This window comes from Bradyrhizobium sp. STM 3561 (assembly GCF_045571455.1).
Classification (GTDB): domain Bacteria; phylum Pseudomonadota; class Alphaproteobacteria; order Rhizobiales; family Xanthobacteraceae; genus Bradyrhizobium; species Bradyrhizobium vignae.
The window spans coordinates 1,275,935-1,295,603 of sequence record NZ_CP120695.1 but is presented as its reverse complement, the minus strand read 5'-3'; the positions used below and the strand labels follow the sequence as shown (position 1 = coordinate 1,295,603).

At 62.8% G+C, this 19,669-nt stretch carries 22 protein-coding genes and 1 pseudogene; 13 read left to right on the top strand and 10 right to left on the bottom strand.

Going from position 1 to position 19,669, the window contains the following annotated elements; genetic code table 11:
- Nucleotides 1-102: 102 nt before the first annotated feature.
- A complete protein-coding gene (locus P6U28_RS05860; RefSeq protein ID WP_407121933.1) occupies nt 103-2,952 on the bottom strand; it encodes an ATP-binding protein in 2,850 nt (949 codons plus the stop codon).
- Between the two features lie 197 nt (nt 2,953-3,149).
- Between P6U28_RS05860 and P6U28_RS05855 the strand changes: the two genes are divergently transcribed.
- The 5 genes from P6U28_RS05855 to P6U28_RS05835 all read left to right on the top strand — a co-directional run bounded on the left by P6U28_RS05855 (nt 3,150) and on the right by P6U28_RS05835 (nt 6,966).
- A complete protein-coding gene (locus P6U28_RS05855) occupies nt 3,150-3,569 on the top strand; it encodes an organic hydroperoxide resistance protein (RefSeq protein WP_122404503.1) in 420 nt (139 codons plus the stop codon).
- 31 nt (nt 3,570-3,600) lie between these two features.
- Nucleotides 3,601-4,629 carry an alpha/beta fold hydrolase gene (locus P6U28_RS05850; protein WP_122404504.1) on the top strand — a complete coding sequence of 343 codons (1,029 nt, stop codon included), beginning with the start codon at nt 3,601-3,603 and terminating at the stop codon, nt 4,627-4,629.
- Between the two features lie 72 nt (nt 4,630-4,701).
- A complete protein-coding gene (locus P6U28_RS05845; RefSeq protein WP_122404505.1) occupies nt 4,702-5,259 on the top strand; it encodes a cytochrome P460 family protein in 558 nt (185 codons plus the stop codon).
- Nucleotides 5,260-5,300: 41 nt separating this feature from the next.
- A complete protein-coding gene (locus tag P6U28_RS05840) occupies nt 5,301-6,134 on the top strand; it encodes a helix-turn-helix domain-containing protein (protein WP_122404506.1) in 834 nt (277 codons plus the stop codon).
- Between the two features lie 532 nt (nt 6,135-6,666).
- Nucleotides 6,667-6,966 (top strand): hypothetical protein, encoded by a 300-nt coding sequence (locus tag P6U28_RS05835; RefSeq protein WP_145987026.1) that lies wholly within the window; start codon nt 6,667-6,669, stop codon nt 6,964-6,966.
- A 1,094-nt stretch (nt 6,967-8,060) separates the two neighbouring features.
- On the opposite strand, the gene P6U28_RS05830 is transcribed toward P6U28_RS05835, so the two are convergent.
- Complete coding sequence (locus tag P6U28_RS05830) at nt 8,061-8,237, bottom strand: hypothetical protein (protein ID WP_164937167.1); 177 nt, start codon at nt 8,235-8,237, stop codon at nt 8,061-8,063.
- Between the two features lie 338 nt (nt 8,238-8,575).
- On the opposite strand from P6U28_RS05830, the gene P6U28_RS05825 reads away from it, so the two are divergent.
- Entirely contained in the window at nt 8,576-8,800 is a 225-nt protein-coding gene (locus P6U28_RS05825; protein WP_122404508.1) for a hypothetical protein, read from the top strand.
- Nucleotides 8,801-8,930: 130 nt separating this feature from the next.
- Here the strand turns inward: P6U28_RS05825 and P6U28_RS05820 are convergent, their stop codons facing one another.
- Nucleotides 8,931-9,209 (bottom strand): hypothetical protein, encoded by a 279-nt coding sequence (locus P6U28_RS05820; protein WP_407121932.1) that lies wholly within the window; start codon nt 9,207-9,209, stop codon nt 8,931-8,933.
- Nucleotides 9,210-9,420: 211 nt separating this feature from the next.
- Between P6U28_RS05820 and P6U28_RS05815 the strand changes: the two genes are divergently transcribed.
- The gene (locus tag P6U28_RS05815) at nt 9,421-9,642 is read left to right on the top strand and encodes a hypothetical protein (RefSeq protein WP_122404509.1); all 222 of its coding nucleotides are present in this window, start codon (nt 9,421-9,423) and stop codon (nt 9,640-9,642) included.
- Between the two features lie 104 nt (nt 9,643-9,746).
- Here P6U28_RS05815 and P6U28_RS05810 read toward each other — a convergent pair whose 3' ends face one another.
- The 4 genes and pseudogenes from P6U28_RS05810 to P6U28_RS05795 form a co-directional block, all read right to left on the bottom strand.
- A complete protein-coding gene (locus P6U28_RS05810) occupies nt 9,747-9,959 on the bottom strand; it encodes a hypothetical protein (RefSeq protein ID WP_122404510.1) in 213 nt (70 codons plus the stop codon).
- A gap of 111 nt (nt 9,960-10,070) precedes the next feature.
- A complete protein-coding gene (locus P6U28_RS05805; protein ID WP_244607706.1) occupies nt 10,071-10,964 on the bottom strand; it encodes a helix-turn-helix domain-containing protein in 894 nt (297 codons plus the stop codon).
- 185 nt (nt 10,965-11,149) lie between these two features.
- A pseudogene (locus P6U28_RS05800) lies at nt 11,150-12,039 on the bottom strand (Ku protein).
- Nucleotides 12,040-12,112: 73 nt separating this feature from the next.
- The gene (locus tag P6U28_RS05795; RefSeq protein WP_122404511.1) at nt 12,113-12,328 is read right to left on the bottom strand and encodes a hypothetical protein; all 216 of its coding nucleotides are present in this window, start codon (nt 12,326-12,328) and stop codon (nt 12,113-12,115) included.
- Nucleotides 12,329-12,399: 71 nt separating this feature from the next.
- Here P6U28_RS05795 and P6U28_RS05790 point away from each other — a divergent pair, with 71 nt between their 5' ends.
- From P6U28_RS05790 to P6U28_RS05780, 3 genes are all read left to right on the top strand, one after another.
- Nucleotides 12,400-12,630, top strand: coding sequence for a hypothetical protein (locus tag P6U28_RS05790; protein ID WP_122404512.1), 231 nt, complete (start codon nt 12,400-12,402; stop codon nt 12,628-12,630).
- The gene (locus tag P6U28_RS05785) at nt 12,623-12,871 is read left to right on the top strand and encodes a hypothetical protein (protein ID WP_129145525.1); all 249 of its coding nucleotides are present in this window, start codon (nt 12,623-12,625) and stop codon (nt 12,869-12,871) included. The genes P6U28_RS05790 and P6U28_RS05785 overlap by 8 nt, the downstream gene beginning before the upstream one ends.
- A gap of 135 nt (nt 12,872-13,006) precedes the next feature.
- Complete coding sequence (locus P6U28_RS05780; RefSeq protein ID WP_122404514.1) at nt 13,007-13,690, top strand: hydrolase; 684 nt, start codon at nt 13,007-13,009, stop codon at nt 13,688-13,690.
- A gap of 616 nt (nt 13,691-14,306) precedes the next feature.
- Here P6U28_RS05780 and P6U28_RS05775 read toward each other — a convergent pair.
- Nucleotides 14,307-14,612, bottom strand: coding sequence for a hypothetical protein (locus tag P6U28_RS05775; protein ID WP_407121931.1), 306 nt, complete (start codon nt 14,610-14,612; stop codon nt 14,307-14,309).
- A 253-nt stretch (nt 14,613-14,865) separates the two neighbouring features.
- Here P6U28_RS05775 and P6U28_RS05770 point away from each other — a divergent pair, with 253 nt between their 5' ends.
- Nucleotides 14,866-15,060 (top strand): hypothetical protein, encoded by a 195-nt coding sequence (locus P6U28_RS05770; protein ID WP_122404516.1) that lies wholly within the window; start codon nt 14,866-14,868, stop codon nt 15,058-15,060.
- Nucleotides 15,061-15,394: 334 nt separating this feature from the next.
- On the opposite strand, the gene P6U28_RS05765 is transcribed toward P6U28_RS05770, so the two are convergent.
- Nucleotides 15,395-15,595, bottom strand: a complete 201-nt coding sequence (locus P6U28_RS05765; protein WP_122404517.1) for a hypothetical protein — start codon at nt 15,593-15,595, stop codon at nt 15,395-15,397.
- Between the two features lie 180 nt (nt 15,596-15,775).
- On the opposite strand from P6U28_RS05765, the gene ligD reads away from it, so the two are divergent.
- Complete coding sequence (gene ligD / locus P6U28_RS05760) at nt 15,776-17,599, top strand: DNA ligase D (RefSeq protein WP_122404518.1); 1,824 nt, start codon at nt 15,776-15,778, stop codon at nt 17,597-17,599.
- Nucleotides 17,596-18,270, top strand: coding sequence for a hypothetical protein (locus tag P6U28_RS05755; protein WP_122404519.1), 675 nt, complete (start codon nt 17,596-17,598; stop codon nt 18,268-18,270). The genes ligD and P6U28_RS05755 overlap by 4 nt, the downstream gene beginning before the upstream one ends.
- On the opposite strand, the gene P6U28_RS05750 is transcribed toward P6U28_RS05755, so the two are convergent.
- Nucleotides 18,241-19,626 carry an MFS transporter gene (locus P6U28_RS05750; protein WP_122406785.1) on the bottom strand — a complete coding sequence of 462 codons (1,386 nt, stop codon included), beginning with the start codon at nt 19,624-19,626 and terminating at the stop codon, nt 18,241-18,243. The genes P6U28_RS05755 and P6U28_RS05750 overlap by 30 nt on opposite strands.
- Between the last annotated feature and the right edge of the window lie 43 nt (nt 19,627-19,669).

The window sequence follows — 19,669 nt, the reverse complement described above, 5'->3', positions numbered from 1 at the left end:
CCACGCCGAGCATCGAGGCGCTGCCGCTTTCGGCCATGCCAGGCTGAGCGGTGATCGTCCCCGCGCACATCGTGGCGGCTGGGCCAACGACGAGGCGCTTCACTACTCCCGCGCCAGCCTGCCCAGCAGGTCAGCGGCGCTCCTGATATCCGCCGTGTCCGATCCTTCGGCAAAGCCCTCCAGCGCTGATTCGAGCAATAGCCTTGCGTTCCTGCTACGACGCCGTTCAGCGAGAAGCTGCGCAAGATCAATCGCCGACCGCAGTTCCCACCCTTTCGCGCCCTTGTTGCGACTCAGCTTCAGTGATTGCAGTAGACAAGCTTCCGCGTCATCGATCCGCGGCTCCGGCATATGCAATTGGACGTTGCCCTTCATTCGCAGCAGCTCGGGCATGTAGATGTGATCACCGCTTTGCTCGACCAGGCGAATAGCATCATCGACTAGGATTGCGCTCTGCTCTATTTGTCCAAGCTTCAACAAGCCCTGAGCCAACGCGATGTTGAAGGTCGTGGTCAGCAGCTCGTAGCCAGCCTCGTGGAGTTCGCGGAGGGAAGCCTTGATCGTCTCGACCCCGCCTGCGGCATCGCCGCGCCGGATCGCGAGCTCGCCTTTGACGCCCCGGCCGACGGCGAGATAAGGTCCCATCGAGCGCGATTGGGCATGTGCAATGAAGCGGTCGATGTTTTCTTCCGCGCCCTCGAGATCACCGCTCCACAGATCGATCGATACCGCCCAGATCAGCGCAATACAGAGCGTGATTGGGTGGTCCATTTGCGCGGCTTCCGCAACAGTTTGTCGCGCCAGTGTCAGCGCGTCCGCTGGACTGCCCTGCAGCCAAAGCTCGCGCGCAAGCGTGATGCCCGCGCGGTTGCGATGATCGAAGCCATATACCGTGCTGACCCGTTCCGTTCCCGGACCGTTCCAGGCGAGCTCGACCACCTTCAGCGCATCGCGGTGCTCGCCGGCCAGATGCAGCGAGACGCCGAGGAGCGAATGGGCGAGCGCGATCGAGGCAGCATCGCCCAGCGACTTGGCGACCGAGACGCTCTGCTGCGCGTAGTTGAGCGCAGCATCGAACTCGCCCATCCGTTCATGGAAGATATGCATACGCCCAAGCAGCTGGAGCTGGTTGATCTCATCGTCTCGAGCCCTCGCGATGGCAAGGCTGCGGCTCAAGGCGCTGCGCGCCGCTTCGCTGCCGCCCCGCGTGAACATCAGGGTCAGGCCGAGGGCGGCCTGCAGGTGCATCTCCTCGCCGCTGTCGCGCGAGGCCCGATCGATCGCAACCAGCGCCCGTTCCGACCAGCGCCGGCATTCAATCAGCAGGGACATCGCGAGGAAGATCGGCGCCGCCGCAGCGGCGAGCGCGACGCCAATGCTGGCATCTCCGCCCGCGCCGAAGCACCACTCCAGCGCCGCGCGCACGTTGTGAAGCGCGGAGAAATGGACGGCGCGTTCGTCGGCGTTTGGCACGATTGCCCATGTCGTGCCGGCCCGTTCCAGCCAGCGCTGATAGTAAAGTGCGTGACGCGCGGCGAGTGCCGCGTCATAGGGTTCGAGCTCGAGCAGATACGCGCGCGTGGTGTCGAGCAGCCGATAACGCATCATGGCGCCGATCGGCCGTGGTGCGACCATCGATTTGGCGACGAGGCTGTCGACGGCATCGAACAGCCTGCCGCGATCAATATGCTCGTCTGGCACCACTTCGAGCGCTGCGTCGATGGTGAAATGCCCGGCGAAGACGGCGAGCCGGCGCAGCACGAGCCGTTCAACATCCGACAGCAGTCCGTAGCTCCAGTCGAGCGTGGCCTGCAACGTCTTCTGCCTGGGCGGCGCCGTGCGCTGTCCGTGCCAGAGCAGATTCAGGCGGTCGTCGAGCAGGGCGGCCGTCTGCGCCAGGCCGTAGGCCTCGACCCTGCCGGCGGCGAGCTCGATTGCCAATGCCATGCCGTCGAGCTTGCGGCAGATCTGCGCGACGATCGCGGCATTGGCATCGTCGAGCACGATCCGCGCGCCGCCGGCTGAAGCGCGTTCGAGGAAGAGCTGGAGCGCGGGATAGCTCTGCGCTGCAGCAGCCGTCAATCTAGAGTCCTCGGGCGGAACGGCGAGCGGCGCCAATCGATAGACCTGCTCGCCCTCGACGCGCAGGGCTTCGCGACTGGTGGCGAGGATATGGACGTGCGGCGCGGCATGGAAGATCTCCACAGCCAGCGACGCCGCCGCTCCGATCACATGCTCGCAATTGTCAAGGATCAGCAGCATCCGCTTGTCGCGCAGATGCGCCAGTAGCGCGGGCAGTGGATCGTCGCTCTGGGCCGGCAGCCCCAGCATCAGCAGGATCGACGTGATCACGAGATCGGGATCGCTGAGCGCGGCGAGATCGACGAAATGTGCGGCATCGGAGAAGGTTTCGAGCAGGTCGTGCGCGATCGCGATCGCAACTGCGGTCTTGCCGACGCCCCCAGGACCGATGATCGTGACGAAGCGCGAGGTGAGAAGCTTGTCGGAGATGGCGGCAACCACCTCGTCGCGTCCGATCATGCGCTGCAGCCGGTTCGGCAGCTTGACGGGCGGCAGCTCCATCGCTGGCGCGGGGCGCCGCAGGGCCGGAATGTCTCCGCGCGAGATCGGGGCCACGAAGCAATAGCCGCGGCCGGACAGCGTGGTGATGTAGCGGGCACCATCCTTGCCGTCGCCGAGCGCCTTGCGCAGTGCTGCGACATGAAAGCGCAGGTTGGCTTCATCGACGTTCATGCCGGGCCAAACCTGCGCGATCAGATCCCATTTACTGACGACCTCGTTCGGTCGCGACATCAGCGCGATCAGCGCGTCGAAAGCCTTCGCGCCCAGCGGCACCGTAACACCGTCTCGCGTCACTAACCTTTCATGCGGCGTCACGGTGAACGGCCCAAACGACAATGTGGGGGTGGCAGCGCCGGCTGGCTCGGTCATGGCAAGATCTTAGGTTTCTCCGACAGGATCCGATAACCAGCTGATTGTGGTCCGGCAAGGCCATCCCGGTCGCGACCGCCGGGTCGCATGGGGCCGTTGTGAGACTTGCAAAGCTGGACCTCACAAATTCTCACAAGTCCAAACGGGTGCCTTGTGCGCGTCGCTGCTAGTCGGCTCGCGACGGCAAGGAGACCACAATGACGCAAACGGCTAAACTACTCTACACGGCCAGGACCCACACCTGCGGTGGGCGACACGACGGCACATCGCGCAGTTCCGACGGTCGCCTCGACATCATGCTGTCGCCGCCGGGCGGCGCAGGCATCGGCACCAATCCGGAGCAATTATTCGCGGCTGGCTGGTCGGCGTGTTTCGAAGGCGCGATGGAAATCGCGGCGAGCAAGCGGAAGATCGAGCTTCCGAGGAAGAGCGCGATCGATGCGGAGATCGATCTCGTGCTCGACGAAGGTGCTTACTTGCTTCGGGCGCGCCTCAACGTCAGCCTGCCGGGTCTCGATCCCGAGATCGCGCACACCATCATCGATGAAGCACACCAGACCTGCCCCTATTCCAAGGCCATCCGCGGCAATATCGACGTCACGGTCGCGCTGATCTGACGCACCACTAACAATCTCAGGGACCCTGCACATGAAGCAGATCATCGACCAGCACCGCCGCAAGTTCTTCGGCATCGCCGCGGGAAGCCTCGCCATCGGCCTCGGCGCCGTCGGCCTCGCTCGCGCCCAATCGGGGGCATCGCGATCGTCCGCATCGAATGCGTCCTTCGGACCGATCAAGCAGATCGACGCCGGCGTTCTCAACGTCGGTTATGCCGAGGCGGGCCCCGCGAACGGTCCCGTGGCCATCCTGCTGCACGGCTGGCCCTATGACATTCACGCCTTCGTCGATGTCGCGCCGATCTTGGCCAAGGTCGGGTACCGAGTCATCATCCCGTATCTGCGCGGCTATGGCTCCACGCATTTTCTCTCCAGCGAGACGCTGCGCAACGGCGAGCCGGCCGCGATGGCGCTCGATATCATCGCGTTGATGGACAAGTTCGACATCAAGCAGGCCGTGGTCGCCGGCTTCGACTGGGGCGCGCGCACCGCCGACATCATCGCTGCGCTGTGGCCGGAGCGTTGCCGCGCGCTGGTCTCGGTGAGCGGCTATCTGATCTCGAGCCAGGCCGCCGGCAGCGCGCCGCTGCCGCCGCAGGACGAGCTGCAATGGTGGTACCAGTTTTATTTCGCCACCGAGCGCGGCCGCGCCGGATACGAGAAATATACGCATGACTTCGCCAGGCTGATCTGGAAGCTCGCCTCGCCGCAATGGAACTTCGACGATGCCATCTTCGCCCGCAGCGCGGCGGCGCTCGATAACAAGGATCATGTCGCGATTACGATCCACAACTACCGCTGGCGGCTCGGTCTTGCCCAGGGCGAGGCGAAATACGAGCATCTCGAAAAGAAGCTGGCGGCGACGCCGGTCATCGACGTGCCGACGATCACGATGGAAGGCGATGCGAACGGCGCGCCGCATCCCGAGCCGGGCGCCTATGCCAAGAAGTTCTCGGGCCGCTACGAGTTTCGTCTCATCACCGGCGGCGTCGGGCACAATCTGCCGCAGGAAGCGCCGCAAGCCTTTGCCAAGGCTGTGATCGAGGCTGACGGCGCCTGAGCATCGCTTGACTTCCTCGGTTCAGCCCCGCTGGCCGAGGTTCGTTTTCTGCTCCCAGCCCGGTGAAGAATCATGAATTCGACTGAAACTAACAAGAAGACGTCCCCACTTGCCACGGCCATCGTACTCGCCGTGATTGTCCTTGCCGTTCTCCTGACCTGCGCGCCCTACTTCGTCGCGATCGCGCTCGCGGAGGGACCGACAGAGCACGCCGATGCCTCGCCAATCTTCGGCGTCACCATTCCGCCCAGCTACAAGCAGTGGGAGCTGATCGCCCCTGCCGAGGAGGCGGCTCCGCTTGACGAGCTTCGCGCCGTCGTCGGCAACCAGATCGCCATCGACACCTATAAGGCCGGCAAGCTGCCTTTCCCGGACGGCACCGTTCTGGTCAAGCGCGCCTGGAAGCGAAAGCAATCGCCGGAGTTCGCGTCCGCCACGATTCCCGGCTCGGCCACGACGGTTCAGGTGATGGTTAAGGATTCCAAAAAATATGTCGCGACCGGCGGCTGGGGCTTTGGCCGCTTTGTCGACGGCAAGCCGGTCGACGAGGCCCAGCATCGCACTTGCTTTGCCTGTCACGAAGCTCGCGCAAAGAGCCAAGACTACGTCTTCACGCGGCTCGCACCTTGAGGCGATCTGGAGAACACGTAGTGAGACAAGGAGCACCGACGATGTCGCTGCAGAGGTCATACTCGCAAAACAATCATGTCACCGCCGCAACAGACGTCTTGTCACGTCGCAGCCCGAGATCACCGGATCCGCGTTCGGGGGCCGAGGCAATGATGTTCTCCCTTGTGCATCTTGATGTTTCCCTAGCCATCGAGCCGCCCGCACCCGATATGCGCACATCTGTCCTCGGCGAGCCGAGCTTCAGGGTATCCGCCAAGCCTCTTGCGCGAGCAGCCATTTGTTCTGATCGGGGCACTGCCGGCGAGGAGATCACAGACCCGGTGATGCAGCGCCTGTCTGATGCGCTCGCAGCAACGAGAGCCATGCACCATCCCGATTACGCCATCCTTCTCGACGCGTTGCGTCTAGCCATGCTGACCCGCAAGGCCAGCTGGGGGACGGTTGTCAGTCGGCCCCGGGACACGCGAGCCCCGGAAGACCGAGAAGGACAAGCCGCTCGGAGAGTGCGGTCGCTGCAGAAATGGCGTCTGAAGCGCGTGCTCGAATATATTGAAGACAATCTGGACGCTAAGGTCACCTTGCAGCATCTGGCTGCTGTGGCTGGCTTGAGCCGGATGTATTTTGCCGCGCAGTTCCGCGCGGCCGTGGGCATGAGGCCGCACGACTACTTCCTGAAGCGGCGGATCGACCGAGCGAAGGAGTTGATGCAGCGGGCCGACGTGTCGCTCATCGACATCGCCTTGGCCGTGGGGTTTCAGACCCAGGCTCACTTCACGACGGTATTCAAGCGCTTTACCGGCGAAACGCCATATCGATGGAGAAGCGCTCATCTCCTACAAGCCTTTCCGCTGCCGCGGGCCGATGGGAAGCCGTGATGAGCAACCCTGACATTCACTCGTTGCTGCCGCATATAGTTGGCATCAAGCCGGCCGTGGCACACGACGAGATACTGGGATTGTTAGAGATCGTTCGGGATCTCGGCGCTTCGTATCGTTTCGCATCCGCGGAGCCCGGAGCAGGCGGCTTCCACGGGCGTGTAACGCTAAGGTTTTGTCGGCTTATGGCTGCCAGCATCCCGCATTGCCTAGCTAAGCAGTGTTTGGTTGCTCGAGTCCCGGTACCAAGCGCGACAGTATCGATCTCAGCGCCATCCTTCGTCCGCGTCAGCGTCTTCGAGCACCAGCGGGTGTCGAAACAGATTCTCTGTGTTACCGAAAGGAGCGCCGCCTAGTCCGCCTCCGACGGCTCGGTCATTATGTCCCGCACGGCCCTGCAGCAGAGGAGTAATAGGGCAAGTATCTATCGACGATATCGTTGGGACGTTGTGCGCCTTGGATGAGGGCTCCCGGGGTTTGGCCCGCGCCAAGCCCGTACAGGTCGAACGTGCTGCGGCCTAGGAGGAGGACGATGCAGACGATCGAGTCACACGGAGTGACTCCGGACGCTTTGGAGCGCGATCTCGCGCGCAAGCTGCAGGAGCAGGTCGTCGAATGGAAGACGATGCGGTCGCCGGCGCTGTCGCGCACGGCCGCGGGCGTGCCGGTCAAGCGGCGCTTCACCCGGCGGACCTGCCGGGTCACCCTTCCACCTGATAGAGGCGCAAGCGGCCGGGATCGTGTCGATGGCCTTGGCGGTGCTGCGAATGTCCTGGGCAGACCACAGCAGGGCGCCGGCCTGAGACTTTGCATTGGCGCCCCGCGGGGATAGGAATGTTTCCCACGGGAAAAGCTATGGACGATCTGTGGTTATATTTTCGACCCATGAATCTCAAGCACGATCCCGAGTGCGAGGCGGTCGCGGCGATGTAGCTCGCTGCGGAAGCCAGCGGCGACAAGCGGCTGAACTGGATCCGGGCCGCTTTAGCGTGGACCGAGCTTACGGGTTTGAGAGCCACCGCCGTCCGTGAACTCTGCAGGTCGAGCGAGCCCGCCTAATTGCCCTCTGGCGGGCACTCCGGACAGGTGTCGCCAATCGAGTTCAGCGCATCGCGCACCTCGGCCATGGCCGCTTCCGGAGGGACGTCCGCCTAATAGGGAAAGCGATTACCTTTGAGGTCTATTCGCATCAAGAGGTGCCGGAACCCGCGTCGGGCATAGGAATGCCAGGTACTCCGACTGCGCCGGGAGTCGCTCGAGGTCGAATGGTCGGATTCCAAACTCACACCTCGGGCGACGACTTCATCACCGATTTCAAGTTCATCCTTCTCTCGAAGCCAAGCGACGGTCTTCAGAAGACCGATCGCATCCCTCGGGACGACGCGACAGAGCCTCTTAAATCATTCTTTGCGGATGAATTGGGATAGCCGCAGGCCTGCGGGTCCATCCCGTCGTCGCGCGGGACGAAACGCAGGACCGTGGGCGCAAAGTCGTTTGTTGCGGGTAGCTCCAAGACAGACTTAGTCGCGTCGCCGGCGACGACGAGAACTGGCGGCGTGATGCAGTTCCATCTCGGAGGAAGCCGAAATGACGAAATGGAGACGTCGGATCGCGGCGGTCGTCGCTGCCGGGAGTATGGTCGGATCCCGGACTCATGCAGCTCCAGCCAGCCTCGCTCCTGCGCCGACGCGATTGCGCTACGGAATTGTTCGCCAGTCCCGCCCTGCTTCAAGAAAGGGACATTGATCAGCTCGATGAAGACGCGTCCGTCCTGCACGGGTTGAATGCCGCTGGCAATCTCGATTAGCTTTCGGGCGCCAGTCTCGGGGTCGGCTAAGGGGCCAGCAGATGTGTATTTCATGGTGGCGAGAGATACATTGAGTCGCCGTGCCGACCAACCAAGTGGGCGTCTTGGCTTCTATGAAGTTACTTCGGCTCTTGCCTGCCATCCAATTCGCGCGCGGCCAAGCTAAGCTCCAGCTCTCTGAGCTGTTCGAGCAAATGTTCTACGATCTCCTCGTAGTCAGATGGCGTGAGGGAATGCACGCCGCGCAACGTCAGTTGATTGTGGAGGATTGTCGCCATCATGGCTTTAACGCTCATGACCTCTCGCTAAAAGCTAATCGTCAATAAAAACAATCGGAAGAGTAGGCGCCAAACACTACGGGTGCGCAATGTCGTAGGATTACGGGCATGACGGACTTTTTGCAGTGCAAATGGTGCATGCTCGACAAGAACGCTTTACTCGCGGGGGCCGATCATTGATCGCCGAATGAATGTACTGGATTGCGCCGATTGTGATCGATGCGCGATTTGCAGGCGCAACGAACGCCGAATCGCGCTTCGTGGAGTTAAATTTGGTTCTGAGTCATAACTATAATGACTCCGACGCAAAAATAGAAAATAGGGTGCAAAAAACAAAAAAAGAGTGGGAGGAGTAGATGGATACTGTGTGTCGCCTGCGCGCGATGGCATCGCTGTGCCGTCAGACCGCCGCGCGTAATCCCGATAGAAGTTGGAAACTGCTCGCCGAAGCTGAGTATTGGGAGCATTTAGCGAACGGTGCGCTGCGCGATCACTTCAAACCGTGCACATCTGGCTTCTCGCTCCGAGCAATCGGAGATGATGCGAGCACCACGCAATCGGCGCACGGTATGGCGGCATGAGCGCTTTCGGTGCTCAAGTCGCTCGACGAAACACAGCTCTCACTTTTAAAAGCGTTCTGTTCTGGACGGAGGAGGTCTCGAACTTCCTCGCGGGGTACGAGCGAGTCAGCGGTTGGAATAGCAGAGTACATCACGAAATAAGCTGAACTATTTTTTTGGCGGGGGTTGGGTTCATGGATAGCGTAGAGCGGTGCTTCGCCGCAGTGACGGCAATCGGTTTCTTTGTGACCGTCGTCGGAGTGATATTGTTGCAAACGATGTGAGTTCTGCTTGGCCAACTCGCGACGAAGGCTCCGCGCAGCGGCAACGCGCCTGCTTCAGCAAGGTGGTGCAGCGATGCGCGGTTGAGGGAAAAGCCTCTAACAAAAAGTAAGGCCGCCTCCAGAGCGGCCTTAACTGTCTCCCTCATCCTTGCCCGCCTAGTCGCGGTCGTCGACAAGCAGCGGGCGAGGACCGGACGTTCGGCTCGTTCCGGCCTGTCATAGGATTGTGGCATAGCCGTTGCATAATAAACGGCAACTGGGATTTCAGTGCTCAGTTTGAAAATAGGCGCTGCCGAGACACGTATTTTGAGCTCGGCACCGCTGTTTTGCTGGTTCTCTTAATTCGGAGCCTCGGCTATGGCCTACGATGCCGTCACGGTGCAAATGCTTCGCGACGTTCTTGATGAGGTTCTTTCCAGCCCGCCATTCACGCTCCAGCAGCAGCGGTCGGCGTTGGAGGTCGCTGAGCGCATTCTCAAGCTCGCTTCCCAAGGCGAGCGTCGGCCGGACAATATTAAGCAACACTTGCGTAACGAGTTTTTCACGTCGGAGCTGACCGGCATCGAAATGGAAGACTAGCGCTGACTGCCAGACCGTAGCATCAGAGTCGAATATCCGCGCTATGGGCCGCGATGATTTGCGGACCCTGCCCCTCCACATGCGGAAGGCGAACCTTGCAGCAGCTACTGGCGCGCCGGCCGGACGGCATCAGCGCAAACCCGTCGTGCCTTCGACACGGCGGGCTTGCTTTCGGATGCGGTTCGCGCGGCAGCTTGCGGCACGGCCGCCAGGGATGCCGCTCCCCCGACGGTCAGCAGGAGCGAACGGCGTGATACCCCGCCCGACGTTTCTTCTGTCTCGACGGCGCCGTCGATGAACGGCTCATGGTTGGTCATGGTGGTCTGCCATCCCTCGGATAAGCCTGCAAATGGGCATGTTCCCAAGAGAAGTACCGTTCGGATATTGCGGCGGCTATCGCACTCTTGCGATAAATTGCCGCCGGGCGCTTACAGCGCTCGCCGGAATGCGGAAGGGGTTACTCCCACCCTCCTTCGGAAAGTCGCAGCGAAAGCCGATGGAGTTTCGTAACCGACTGCAAGCGCGACCTCTGTGACGCTCAGCCTCGAGTGGGCGAGAAGTTCGCGCGCGCATTTCATTCGTTGCCCGGTCAACCATGCATGCGGGGTTTGGCCGGTCGACTGCCGAAAGGCTGTGCAGAAGTGAAACCGGCTGAGACCGACGAGGGCGGCGAGTTCATCAAGCCCGACGTGGCGGTTGAGATTCTCCTCGATGAATGCGGTGACGCGCTTCACCTGCCAATCGGCGAGCCCACCCCTTCTGTCCTGAGCAGGCAACCCGCCAAAAGACGAATGCTCCTGGACCAGCCGCAAGCACAGGAGGTCGATCGCTTGCTCCACGAACAGGCGGGACGAGGCGCTGTCCCGCTCCGCCTCATGGCTCAGGACATCGAGCAACCCCGCCGCCGCGGGATCGGCGAAAGCCACACGCGGCAGAAGTTCGACGCGCCTTCCGCCCGCGATCTCATCCGCGCACGCCTGAAGGCGTTCTTGCGTGAGGTACACGTGCGAAACCACGACGGGCCCTGCGATGTTCCAGTGGCCATCTACGCCTTGCGGAATGAAAGTGAACGCTCTCGGGTTTGTCCTGGAGTCCAGGAGTTTGTTCTCGACCCGCCAGGATATCCGATGCTGCCCTTCGTAGCAGCCGACCGCGATGTGTCCGGTCACGCCGCGCATGTAATCCTCTTTCAGGCCTCCGTGCGCCCACTTCGGCGTCAGGCGCGCATCGCCCTTCAGAACCTCGGACAGCAATATGGGCGGCTCGTCCAAGATACGCGCCATCTCGGCGGCCGCATCGGGGCCGAGGTGGTCGGCTTCCACCCGGGACAGGCCAGACGGATTCGCAGTATTGCTTCGGGAACGGAGCAATCGCTGATCCAAACTGACGCCCTCATCTCGGTTGAGTGCTGAACTATGCAAGAGAGACGCCATTATGCAGAAAAAGGTTCGCGACGCCACAAGGGCAGCGCCCGACCAACATGGCAGCCTTCAAATTGATCAGCCGATCATTGGTCGTGGCGTACGCTTTGCGAATATTTTGGGCTATGCGGACTTCCGCTGCGGCCTCCGGCGGACGCCTTCTTCGGCTTCTTGGCCGGCTTGGCCGCCTTCGCCGGCGCGGTCTCCTGACCGACAGACCGGCGCAGCGCTTCCATCAGGTCGACGACGTTCGTCGCAGCGGGCTTGGATTTGGGTGTGATCGGCTTGCCGGCGCGCTTCTGGTTGATGAGGTCGATCAGCGCAGTCTCGTAGTGGTCTTCGAACTTATCGGGATCGAAGCGCCCCGCCTTTTGATTCATGATGTGCTTGCGAGATCCAGCATGTCCTTCGTGACTTTCACGTCTTGGATGTCGTCGAAACACTCCTGCTCGCTGCGCACCTCGTAAGGGTAGCGCAGCAGCGTGCCGACGAGCCCCTTGTTCAGCGGCTCGAGCCCGATGATGTGCTCGCGGTTGGTCAGCACCACCCGACCGATCGCGACCTTGTTCATTTCGCGGATGGTCTCGCGGATCACCGCGAAGGCGTCGTGCCCGACCTTGCCGTCCGGCCTGATGTAGTACGGGCGGATCAAATAGCGCGGGTCGATGTCCGCCTTGTCCACGAACTCGTCGATCTCGATGGTGCGCGTCGACTCAAGCGCGATCTTCTCGAGCTCCTCCTTCGAGACCTCGATGAACTGGTCCTTCTCGAGTTGGTAGCCCTTGACGATGTCCTCGTTCGGCACCTCGTCGCCCGTATCGGCGTCGACCTTCAGGTACATGATGCGATGGCCGATCTGCCGGTTGAGCTGGTTGAACGAGATCTTCTCGGATTCGGAGGTGGCCGGGTAGAGCGCCACGGGACAGGTGACCAGCGAGAGACGGAGGAAGCCTTTCCAGTTGGCGCGGGGTGCCATGTACGCAGAACTCCGTTGGGCCTCGATTCAAGACGAACGGGACGCCTAGGTTCCGACATCTCGCGACGGCCTTCTAGGCATCGATTTCCCGGCGGATCAGATCGCGGTGTCCGATGTGCGAGGCCAGCAGCATCCGGAACGTGCCGAGCACGTCATTGGCCAGCCCAGCCGGATGTCCGGCCCGTTCCAATTCTTCCACGATTGCGAGCTGCCGGGCGACATGGTCCTCCGCAAGCGCGACGTGACGCTCCGCTTCCGCAAGGTGCCGGTGCGCCATCAGCGGGTCCATCCGCGCAGCCTACTCCAACGGCAAGCTGGTCCGGCATTAAAACCCACGTGAACAAAAAGGGAACATAGCGCATGCCCGCTGCGCCAGAAGCCACAACGCGCGTCGAGGGGGACGTGGAGCTCGCCGCCGACCAGGCGATCACGGCCTGCGGCGGCGATGCGCACAAAGCCGTGAAGGCCCTGATCGTCGCCAACGACTTCCTCGAGGCCCAGCTCGACGAGCTCCGGACGAAGGTGTCGACCGGCTACTCGCGGGGACGGCTCCCAGGAGCCCGAGAACGCAAAGACGAGGCAAATGGCTGATGTGACCTACTATGTCGCTCTACCGTTCGTTTTCTCCGACGAGGGCCTGGCCGCCAGCGAGGCGACGGAGTGCCTCAGCGCCAACGCCGCAGTCATGCGGGCGGAGGCGCTGTCCCGGAAGCCCGGTCACGCCGGCGCAATCGCGTTCAGTCGGACCGGAGACCCCTCTAGCGGCGACTTCAGGCACGCCAAGCTGATCCGGAAGTGCGGCGAGGTGCCCGACGACCTCAGCGCGCTGTGAGGGCCTACGTCTGACGTCGTGCTCCTTCATGATCTGGCCGACGTCCGGCTCGTCGACCGTGGAAGCTCGCGCATCAGCAGATCTTCCTGATATAGATTTGGCGGATCCTTCACTTCCATTCGAAAGAGGAACAACGTGGCAAAGACCCAGCCCGAACCTGTCCGCGATCCGAAGGCCGATCATCTTCTGACCCCGCAAAACTGCGTTCTGGTCCTGATCGACTACCAGCCTGAGCAGTATTCCAGCGTGACTTCATCCTCCCGTGAGGAGATCACCCTCAATGCGGTTGCGCTGTGCAAACTCGCTCAGGCCTACGGCATCCCTGTGGTGCTCTCGACGGTGGCGGTCGATATGGGCGTGAACGAAGGCACGATTCCGGAGATCCGCGCGGCTCTGCCGGGAGTGGAAGAAATCGACCGCACGGGCGTCAATGCATGGGAAGACGATGACTTCCGCAAGGCGGTCCAGGACACCGGGCGACGCAAGGTGGTCATCGGAGCGCTCTGGACCGAGGTCTGCCTCGCCTTTCCGACGCTCGACATGCTGGCCGAAGGCTACGAGGTCTATCCGGTCGCCGACGCGGTGGGCGGCATCTCGCCGGCCGCGCACGAACGCGCGTTCGACCGAATGATCCAGGCCGGGGCAAGGCCGATCACGGCGATCTCCTTCGGTTGCGAGATCATGCGCAACTGGGCGCGGGGAGATTCCGACAAGCTGCGAGAAGTCATGCGATGGTATTTCCCTCAGCATCGACGTCTGCACAAGTCGCTTGATGGATCAGGCGGAGCGCCGATCTCGACCGGGCTGACTGCTGCTTAAACCTCCGAGGAGCTTGCCGGTCGTGCTGTTGACGAAGTGAAGCGCCATGCAGGCGGGACACCGCACGGGCATGTAGGTGTTTTGCGGCGGCGCCTCCGGCCGATCGTCTTCCAGCCGCTGCTGCACGTTCATGCCGGTGCGCGGACACTTGAACAAAACCTGGCGCTCCATGAAGCGAGCATGCGCCCGCTCGCGAGCCTGCGAAATTGCGGTCGACTACCTAAGGTCCTCCCCTAAGGAAGCGGGACTGGGTTTTGAGATGGCTCAAGGCGCCTAGCTGTCTCTCCCCTAGGATTTGTGCACGCTGGCGCGAAGCGCGCTGGCGCCGTGACGAGCGGAGCCCGGACTCCTAGGCGCTCCGGACCCCGCTTCGCATCAGGGCACCGACCGCGAGGACGGGCCGGCTCCGGAGAGCGGCTCGCCGGCAGTTCGATGGAACGAAGGCCGGGACCGCGGGTTGGAGGGTCACAGCCCCTGGCTAGAAAAGCGGACAATCGGCCCCGGCGATCCTTTGGACGCCGGGGCTGATTTCCGTCAGGGCGCCGAGGAAGGAGCGCTAGAGGAGAGCCGAGATGTCGCCGAACATACCGTCGGATGACCTGGCTGCGCTCGTGCACTACGCGCTCCACACCACGCGCGCCACCACGGTCTGCCCCTCCACGACGACGTCACCATCCGCGTCGGCGACGATGCAGCCGAGAGCCACGCGCTCGAGCGCGCCAAGCGCATCGTCAAAAGCGACGGGACGAGCTGCGAGCCAGAGGTACTCAGGGAGGAAATCGGCCGCCAGCTCTCGCTCACCGCCGATGGGCGATGCCCAAAGTGCGACCGGACTGGTCCGGACTAGGACTCGTTCGGCGGCTTCAGGGGGCCTTCGATCCAGCCACGAACCGTCGGCGAACGCATCGGGTCGCCATCGCAAGTCACGCAAACATACCGCTGCAGCCCCGCTTACCGTCCGCGACAGCCGTCATCGGTTTGCCGCACGTCGGGCACAGCTTCCGGTTCGGAAAGAGCACAGTCATCGGATTTTCCCTGCCGGCTACAGCGTAGTTCCATCCGACCCGCGGGCGCAACAGCGTCGCGGAAAGTTGTACGCGACTGCCGAAGTCCTTGACCTCACCGCCGCCGAATAATGAAATGCAGTTTTCAGTGATTGTTGCGGGGGTGGCGTCGTGGAAGAGTTCTACAGGGGCTTCGCGCAGCGGGCGCGCGATCTGGCGGAGAAAGCGGATCCATTCACCAAGCGGCGGCTGCTCGATTTGGCCAAGCGGTACGAACTCAAGAGCAGCGGATCAAGCTACGGACGCACGCCGCCGCCGCGCGCAACGCCGCCGAACGTGCTGTTCTCCGGCTCGGGCGAAGCATGAGCACCGGCCAGGTCGGCGAGATCAGGTGCGAGGCTTGCAACGGCACCGGCTCCGCCGCCGGTACGCCAGCCGGCGCCGGGCCGCAAGATCTATGCCGGCAAGTGCACGACTTGCAGAGGCGAGGGACGGAGACTCCGCCCCCATGAGCCAACTTTCCTCCGCCGAATAGGAGCCGACGGCACGCACTTGCGTTGCCAGCGATGCGACGACGTCGGATCGTTCTCGGAGGTGAATTCAGGCTGGCTCTGATACTGATCGCAGTCGGACTTCTCCTGATGGCCTCCGGCGGAAGGGCGCTCGCCCATGACCAGTGACGAGCGCCGATCATGGCTCATCACCGCCACATCTTCGGCGCGTCGCTGAGCGCCTTCCGGCCGACCTGCATCAAGCTGTCCGCCGTCGCCTCGCCCTGCCTGGCCGCTTCGAGGATCTTCGCGGCTACGTGCGTGCGGGTGCCGGTTTCGTAACGCGACACGGTTTGACAGACATCGTCGAGGACCGCGCGCAGCAGCGCGGTGGTCTGGGCGTCGAACATCGCAGAGAGCCCCTCAGTCGTTGGAGAATGAGGATAACCGGCGCCGCGCGTTCCCGGATTCAGGAAAATTAAGATGCATCGCAAAAACTTAGCGAGTGCGCCGGCCCAAGAACGAGGCGGAAGCAGGCTCACCAGCGACTGGCGTGAGGGAACGATTCAGGCCTGCCAGGTTGAATCCGCATGTGTGCCGTGGCGTTGCGTCAGTCTCGTTCGGAAGTATCGCGCGTCACCGGCGCCCGCAAAACCGCTATTCCAGGTTACATCGAGCCGTGCGACCCCACGCTGCGCGAGAAACCGCCCCCTGGGGAGGGTTGGGTCTACGAAATCAAAGCGGACGGATATCGCGCACAGCTGCATCTCCATGATGGCGATATCACAGTCTATTCGCGGACGGGGCTCGACTGGACGGAGCAGTTCTCCTCGATTGCAGCCTCGGCTCATAAGGTGAACGCGAAGAGCGCGATCATCGACGGCGAGGCCGTCGTGTACGGCAGCGGCGGGCTGCCCGACTTCCAGCGGCTCCGGCGCGAGCTCGGCCGCAAGCAGAGCGAGCGTGTGCGCTACCACGCCTTCGATCTCCTGTACCTCGACGGCTACGACCTACGTGGCGCGGCCTATGAGGATCGCAAGCGTCTGCTGCAGCAGCTCCTCGCGAACGCACCGGAAACCTTCGTCTATGTCGAGGCTCTCGAGGCGGACGGCGATGAGATCTTCGCGAAGGCCTGTCAGCTCGGACTGGAAGGGCTGGTCGCCAAACGGCTCGGCCGCCCATACCGCTCGGGCCGGCAGGAGACCTGGATCAAGCTGAAGTGCAAGAAGAGCGAGACCTTTCCGATCGTCGCCTTCGTGGAAAAGCTGGGAGCCCATCCGCGCAAGATCGCCTCGCTGTATGTGGGCCGCCACAAGGACGGCAAGCTCGTGTATGCCGGCAAAGTTCGTACCGGATACACTGAGACGACCGCGCGCGAGTTGCGCGAGCGGCTGGATCCGCTGATCCGACGAACCTCCCCGCTCGACGTCCGGATCAGGAAGCCGAAGGCGACATGGGTCGAACCGGCCGTCGAAGCTGAGGTGGAGTATGGTGCGCTGACGGACGACGGCCTGCTGCGGGAAGCGGTGTTCAAAGGTCTTCGGGGCGACCTAGCAGTGCGGACGGTGAAGGCGCCGCGGTCGGCGCCATCCTCCGCCGGATGGCCGAAGCTCGGGGTGCCCAAGGAAAACATCCTCCAGCTTCTTCCCGACGCGGTCGTCCCTTCCAAGGAAGAACTTGCGAACTATTGGAGGCGGGTATGGAACAAGGCGCTGCCGCACCTCGGCCACCGGCCCCTCAAGCTGGTGCGGCACGTGCACGGCACCACCTTCTACCACAAGGGGCCGCTTCCGAAGGACGTCCCGGAAGCCGTGCACCAGCTCCGCATCCAGAAGCGCGATGGCGGGCAAGGGACGCGCCTCTGGGTCGACAGTCTTGATGGCCTTCTCGGCCTCGTGCGGATCGGAACCGTCGAGCTGCACCCCTGGAATTCGACGGTCGAGGACTTCGAGCATGCCGACCGCATCGTGATCGACCTCGATCCGGGCGAAGGCGTGGAGTGGCAGGAGGTCGCCGACACCGCGCTCGAGCTTCGTGCCCTGTTGAAGCGAGAAGGGCTCGACCCCTGGCCGAAGCTGACCGGTGGCAAGGGCGTTCATCTGATGGCGCCGCTCGATGAGCCGATGCTGCACGATCGGGCGCACCGGATCACGCGCGGACTGTGCTCCGAGTTCGCCGCGCGCAATCCCGATCGCTACATCCTCTCAGCGCAGGCAAGGCGCGCTCGGCGGATCTTCCTCGACTATCTGCGCAACGGACGCGGCACGACGGCCGTCGGCACCTATTCGCCGCGGGCGCGGGAAGGATTTCCGATCGCCGCACCCGTGAGCTGGGCGAGCCTGGAGAAGGGCATCAGGCCGGACGCGTTCACGATGGATAGCCCGTTTCGGGTAAAGCAAAGGAGGCCCCCATGACGGACGCGTTCGACCGTTGGATCGAATGGGCCAAGAAACCGCCCGGCGAAAGACCCGGGCTTCCGTCCGAAATCCACGCCACCCTTCGATCGCTCCCGCGAGAGGATCGCGCCGATCGGCAGAAGGTCAATGCCGCAGTTGAACATCGGGCTGAGCTGAGTCGGACCCGAAGGACGGCGTGGGTTTATCTCAACGACTACGAGAGTGGAAAACAGCGGAACGTCGGCGACCAGGAATGGGTAAAGGTGTTTGCGTCCGCAGAGGCGGCCGATAGATGGTTCGACAAGCACGATCCCGAGGGCGTTGCGTGGGAATACGAGATCGAAGGCGGGCAGCGGCAAACTTCCGTTTGGATCTATCTCGCCGATGAGAATTCCAGAGCGATCGGCGACACTTCCTGGGCCAGGCTCTTCGCCTCCAAGCAGGCCGCCGACAAGTGGCTCCAGCACAATGCTCCCAACGATGGCGGAGGCCTTGAGCCGGTCGGCGGACTACAGGGTGCTGCGTCGCCCGGTGCCGCGGTCCGCATCCCAGCGGACCGTCGGGCAGGATTGCAGGACCGGCATCCTTCTGGACACCGAGACGACCAGCCTCGATCACGCCAAGGACGAGATCATCGGGCTCGGGATGGTCAAGTTCGACTAGGATGGTCGGATCGTCGGCGTCCGTAACACGTTCTCGGCCTTCAACGGGCCGAGTGCGCCCGCGTCCGCTTCGGGCAGATCGTTCGCCCTCAACCCGCGCGGCAGCGAGGTCAGCAGCAGGATCGCGCAGAGCACGCAGACGCTACCGATCGCGTAAAGCGCAGGTGTGGTGCTGCCGGTCCAGTCCTTGACCGAGCCGACCATCACCGGGCTCACGATTCCGCCGACTTGGCCGAGCGTGTTGATCAGTGCGATGCCGCTCGCTGCGCCCGCTCCCGTCAGGATCTTTGGCGGCAGGGTCCAAAACGTTGGGATCGCTGCAACCACGCCGGCGCCGAGGACGGCAAGCGCCCCCACCAGCGTCACGACATTCTTGTCGAAGGCTCCGCTGGCGAAGAAGCCGAATCCTGCGGCCAGGATCAAGGCGGCCACGAACTTCGGACGTTCGCCCGAGGCATCGGACATCCGCCCGACCACCAACATGCTGATGGCACCGCACACATAGGGAGCGGCCGTCAGGAAACCGATCGCCGCCGCGCTGCCAACGCCCGCGGCCTTGATCAGATCCGGCGCCCAGAAATTCAGCCCGTAGGATGAGACCTGGATCAGGAAGTAGATGAAGCCCAGCAGCAGCACGCCCGGCATCAGCAGCGAGCGCCACGCCGAGCGCTCGTCGACCTCGCTCTTCTGCCGGTCGAGCTGCACCGAGATGATACGACGTTCGTCGTCGCTCAGCCACTTCGCCTGCTCGATGCCGTCATCGAAGCGGAACAGGACGACCAGGCCGAGCGCAACGCACGGCAGACCGCCAGCCACGAACAGCCATTGCCAGCCGGCGAGACCATGCAGTCCGTTGAGATAGTTGAGAATGAGGCCGGAGATCGGCGCACCGATGATCCCTGAGAAGGCGGTCGCGAGGAAGAATACCGACGTCATGCGCCCACGGTGCGACTTCGGAAACCAAAGTGTCAGATAGTAGAGAATGCCGGGTGCAAATCCTGCTTCCATGGCGCCGATCACAAACCGCAGTGAGTAGAACTGCCATTCGCTGCGCACGAACACCATGGCCGCGGTGGCGATGCCCCAGGAGATCATGATGCGGGCGATCCAGCGCCGCGCGCCGAAGCGATACAGCAGCATGTTGCTCGGCACTTCCAGCAGGACGTAGCCGACGACGAACAGGCTTGCGCCCAACCCATAGGCCGTGTTGCTGAGCCCGAGATCGGCTTGGAGCGCGGCTTTGGCGAAGCTGATGTTGACGCGGTCGAAGAACGCGAAGAAGTAGCAGACTATGATCAGCGGCATCAGCCGCCAGGCAATCTTCCTGATGACCCGATGTTCGGAGATCCCGGTGTCCACATGCCCGATGGCCGCCGCTGTCATGGTCATGGTTTCCTCCTTATGTTATTTGAGATTCTGAGTTGTT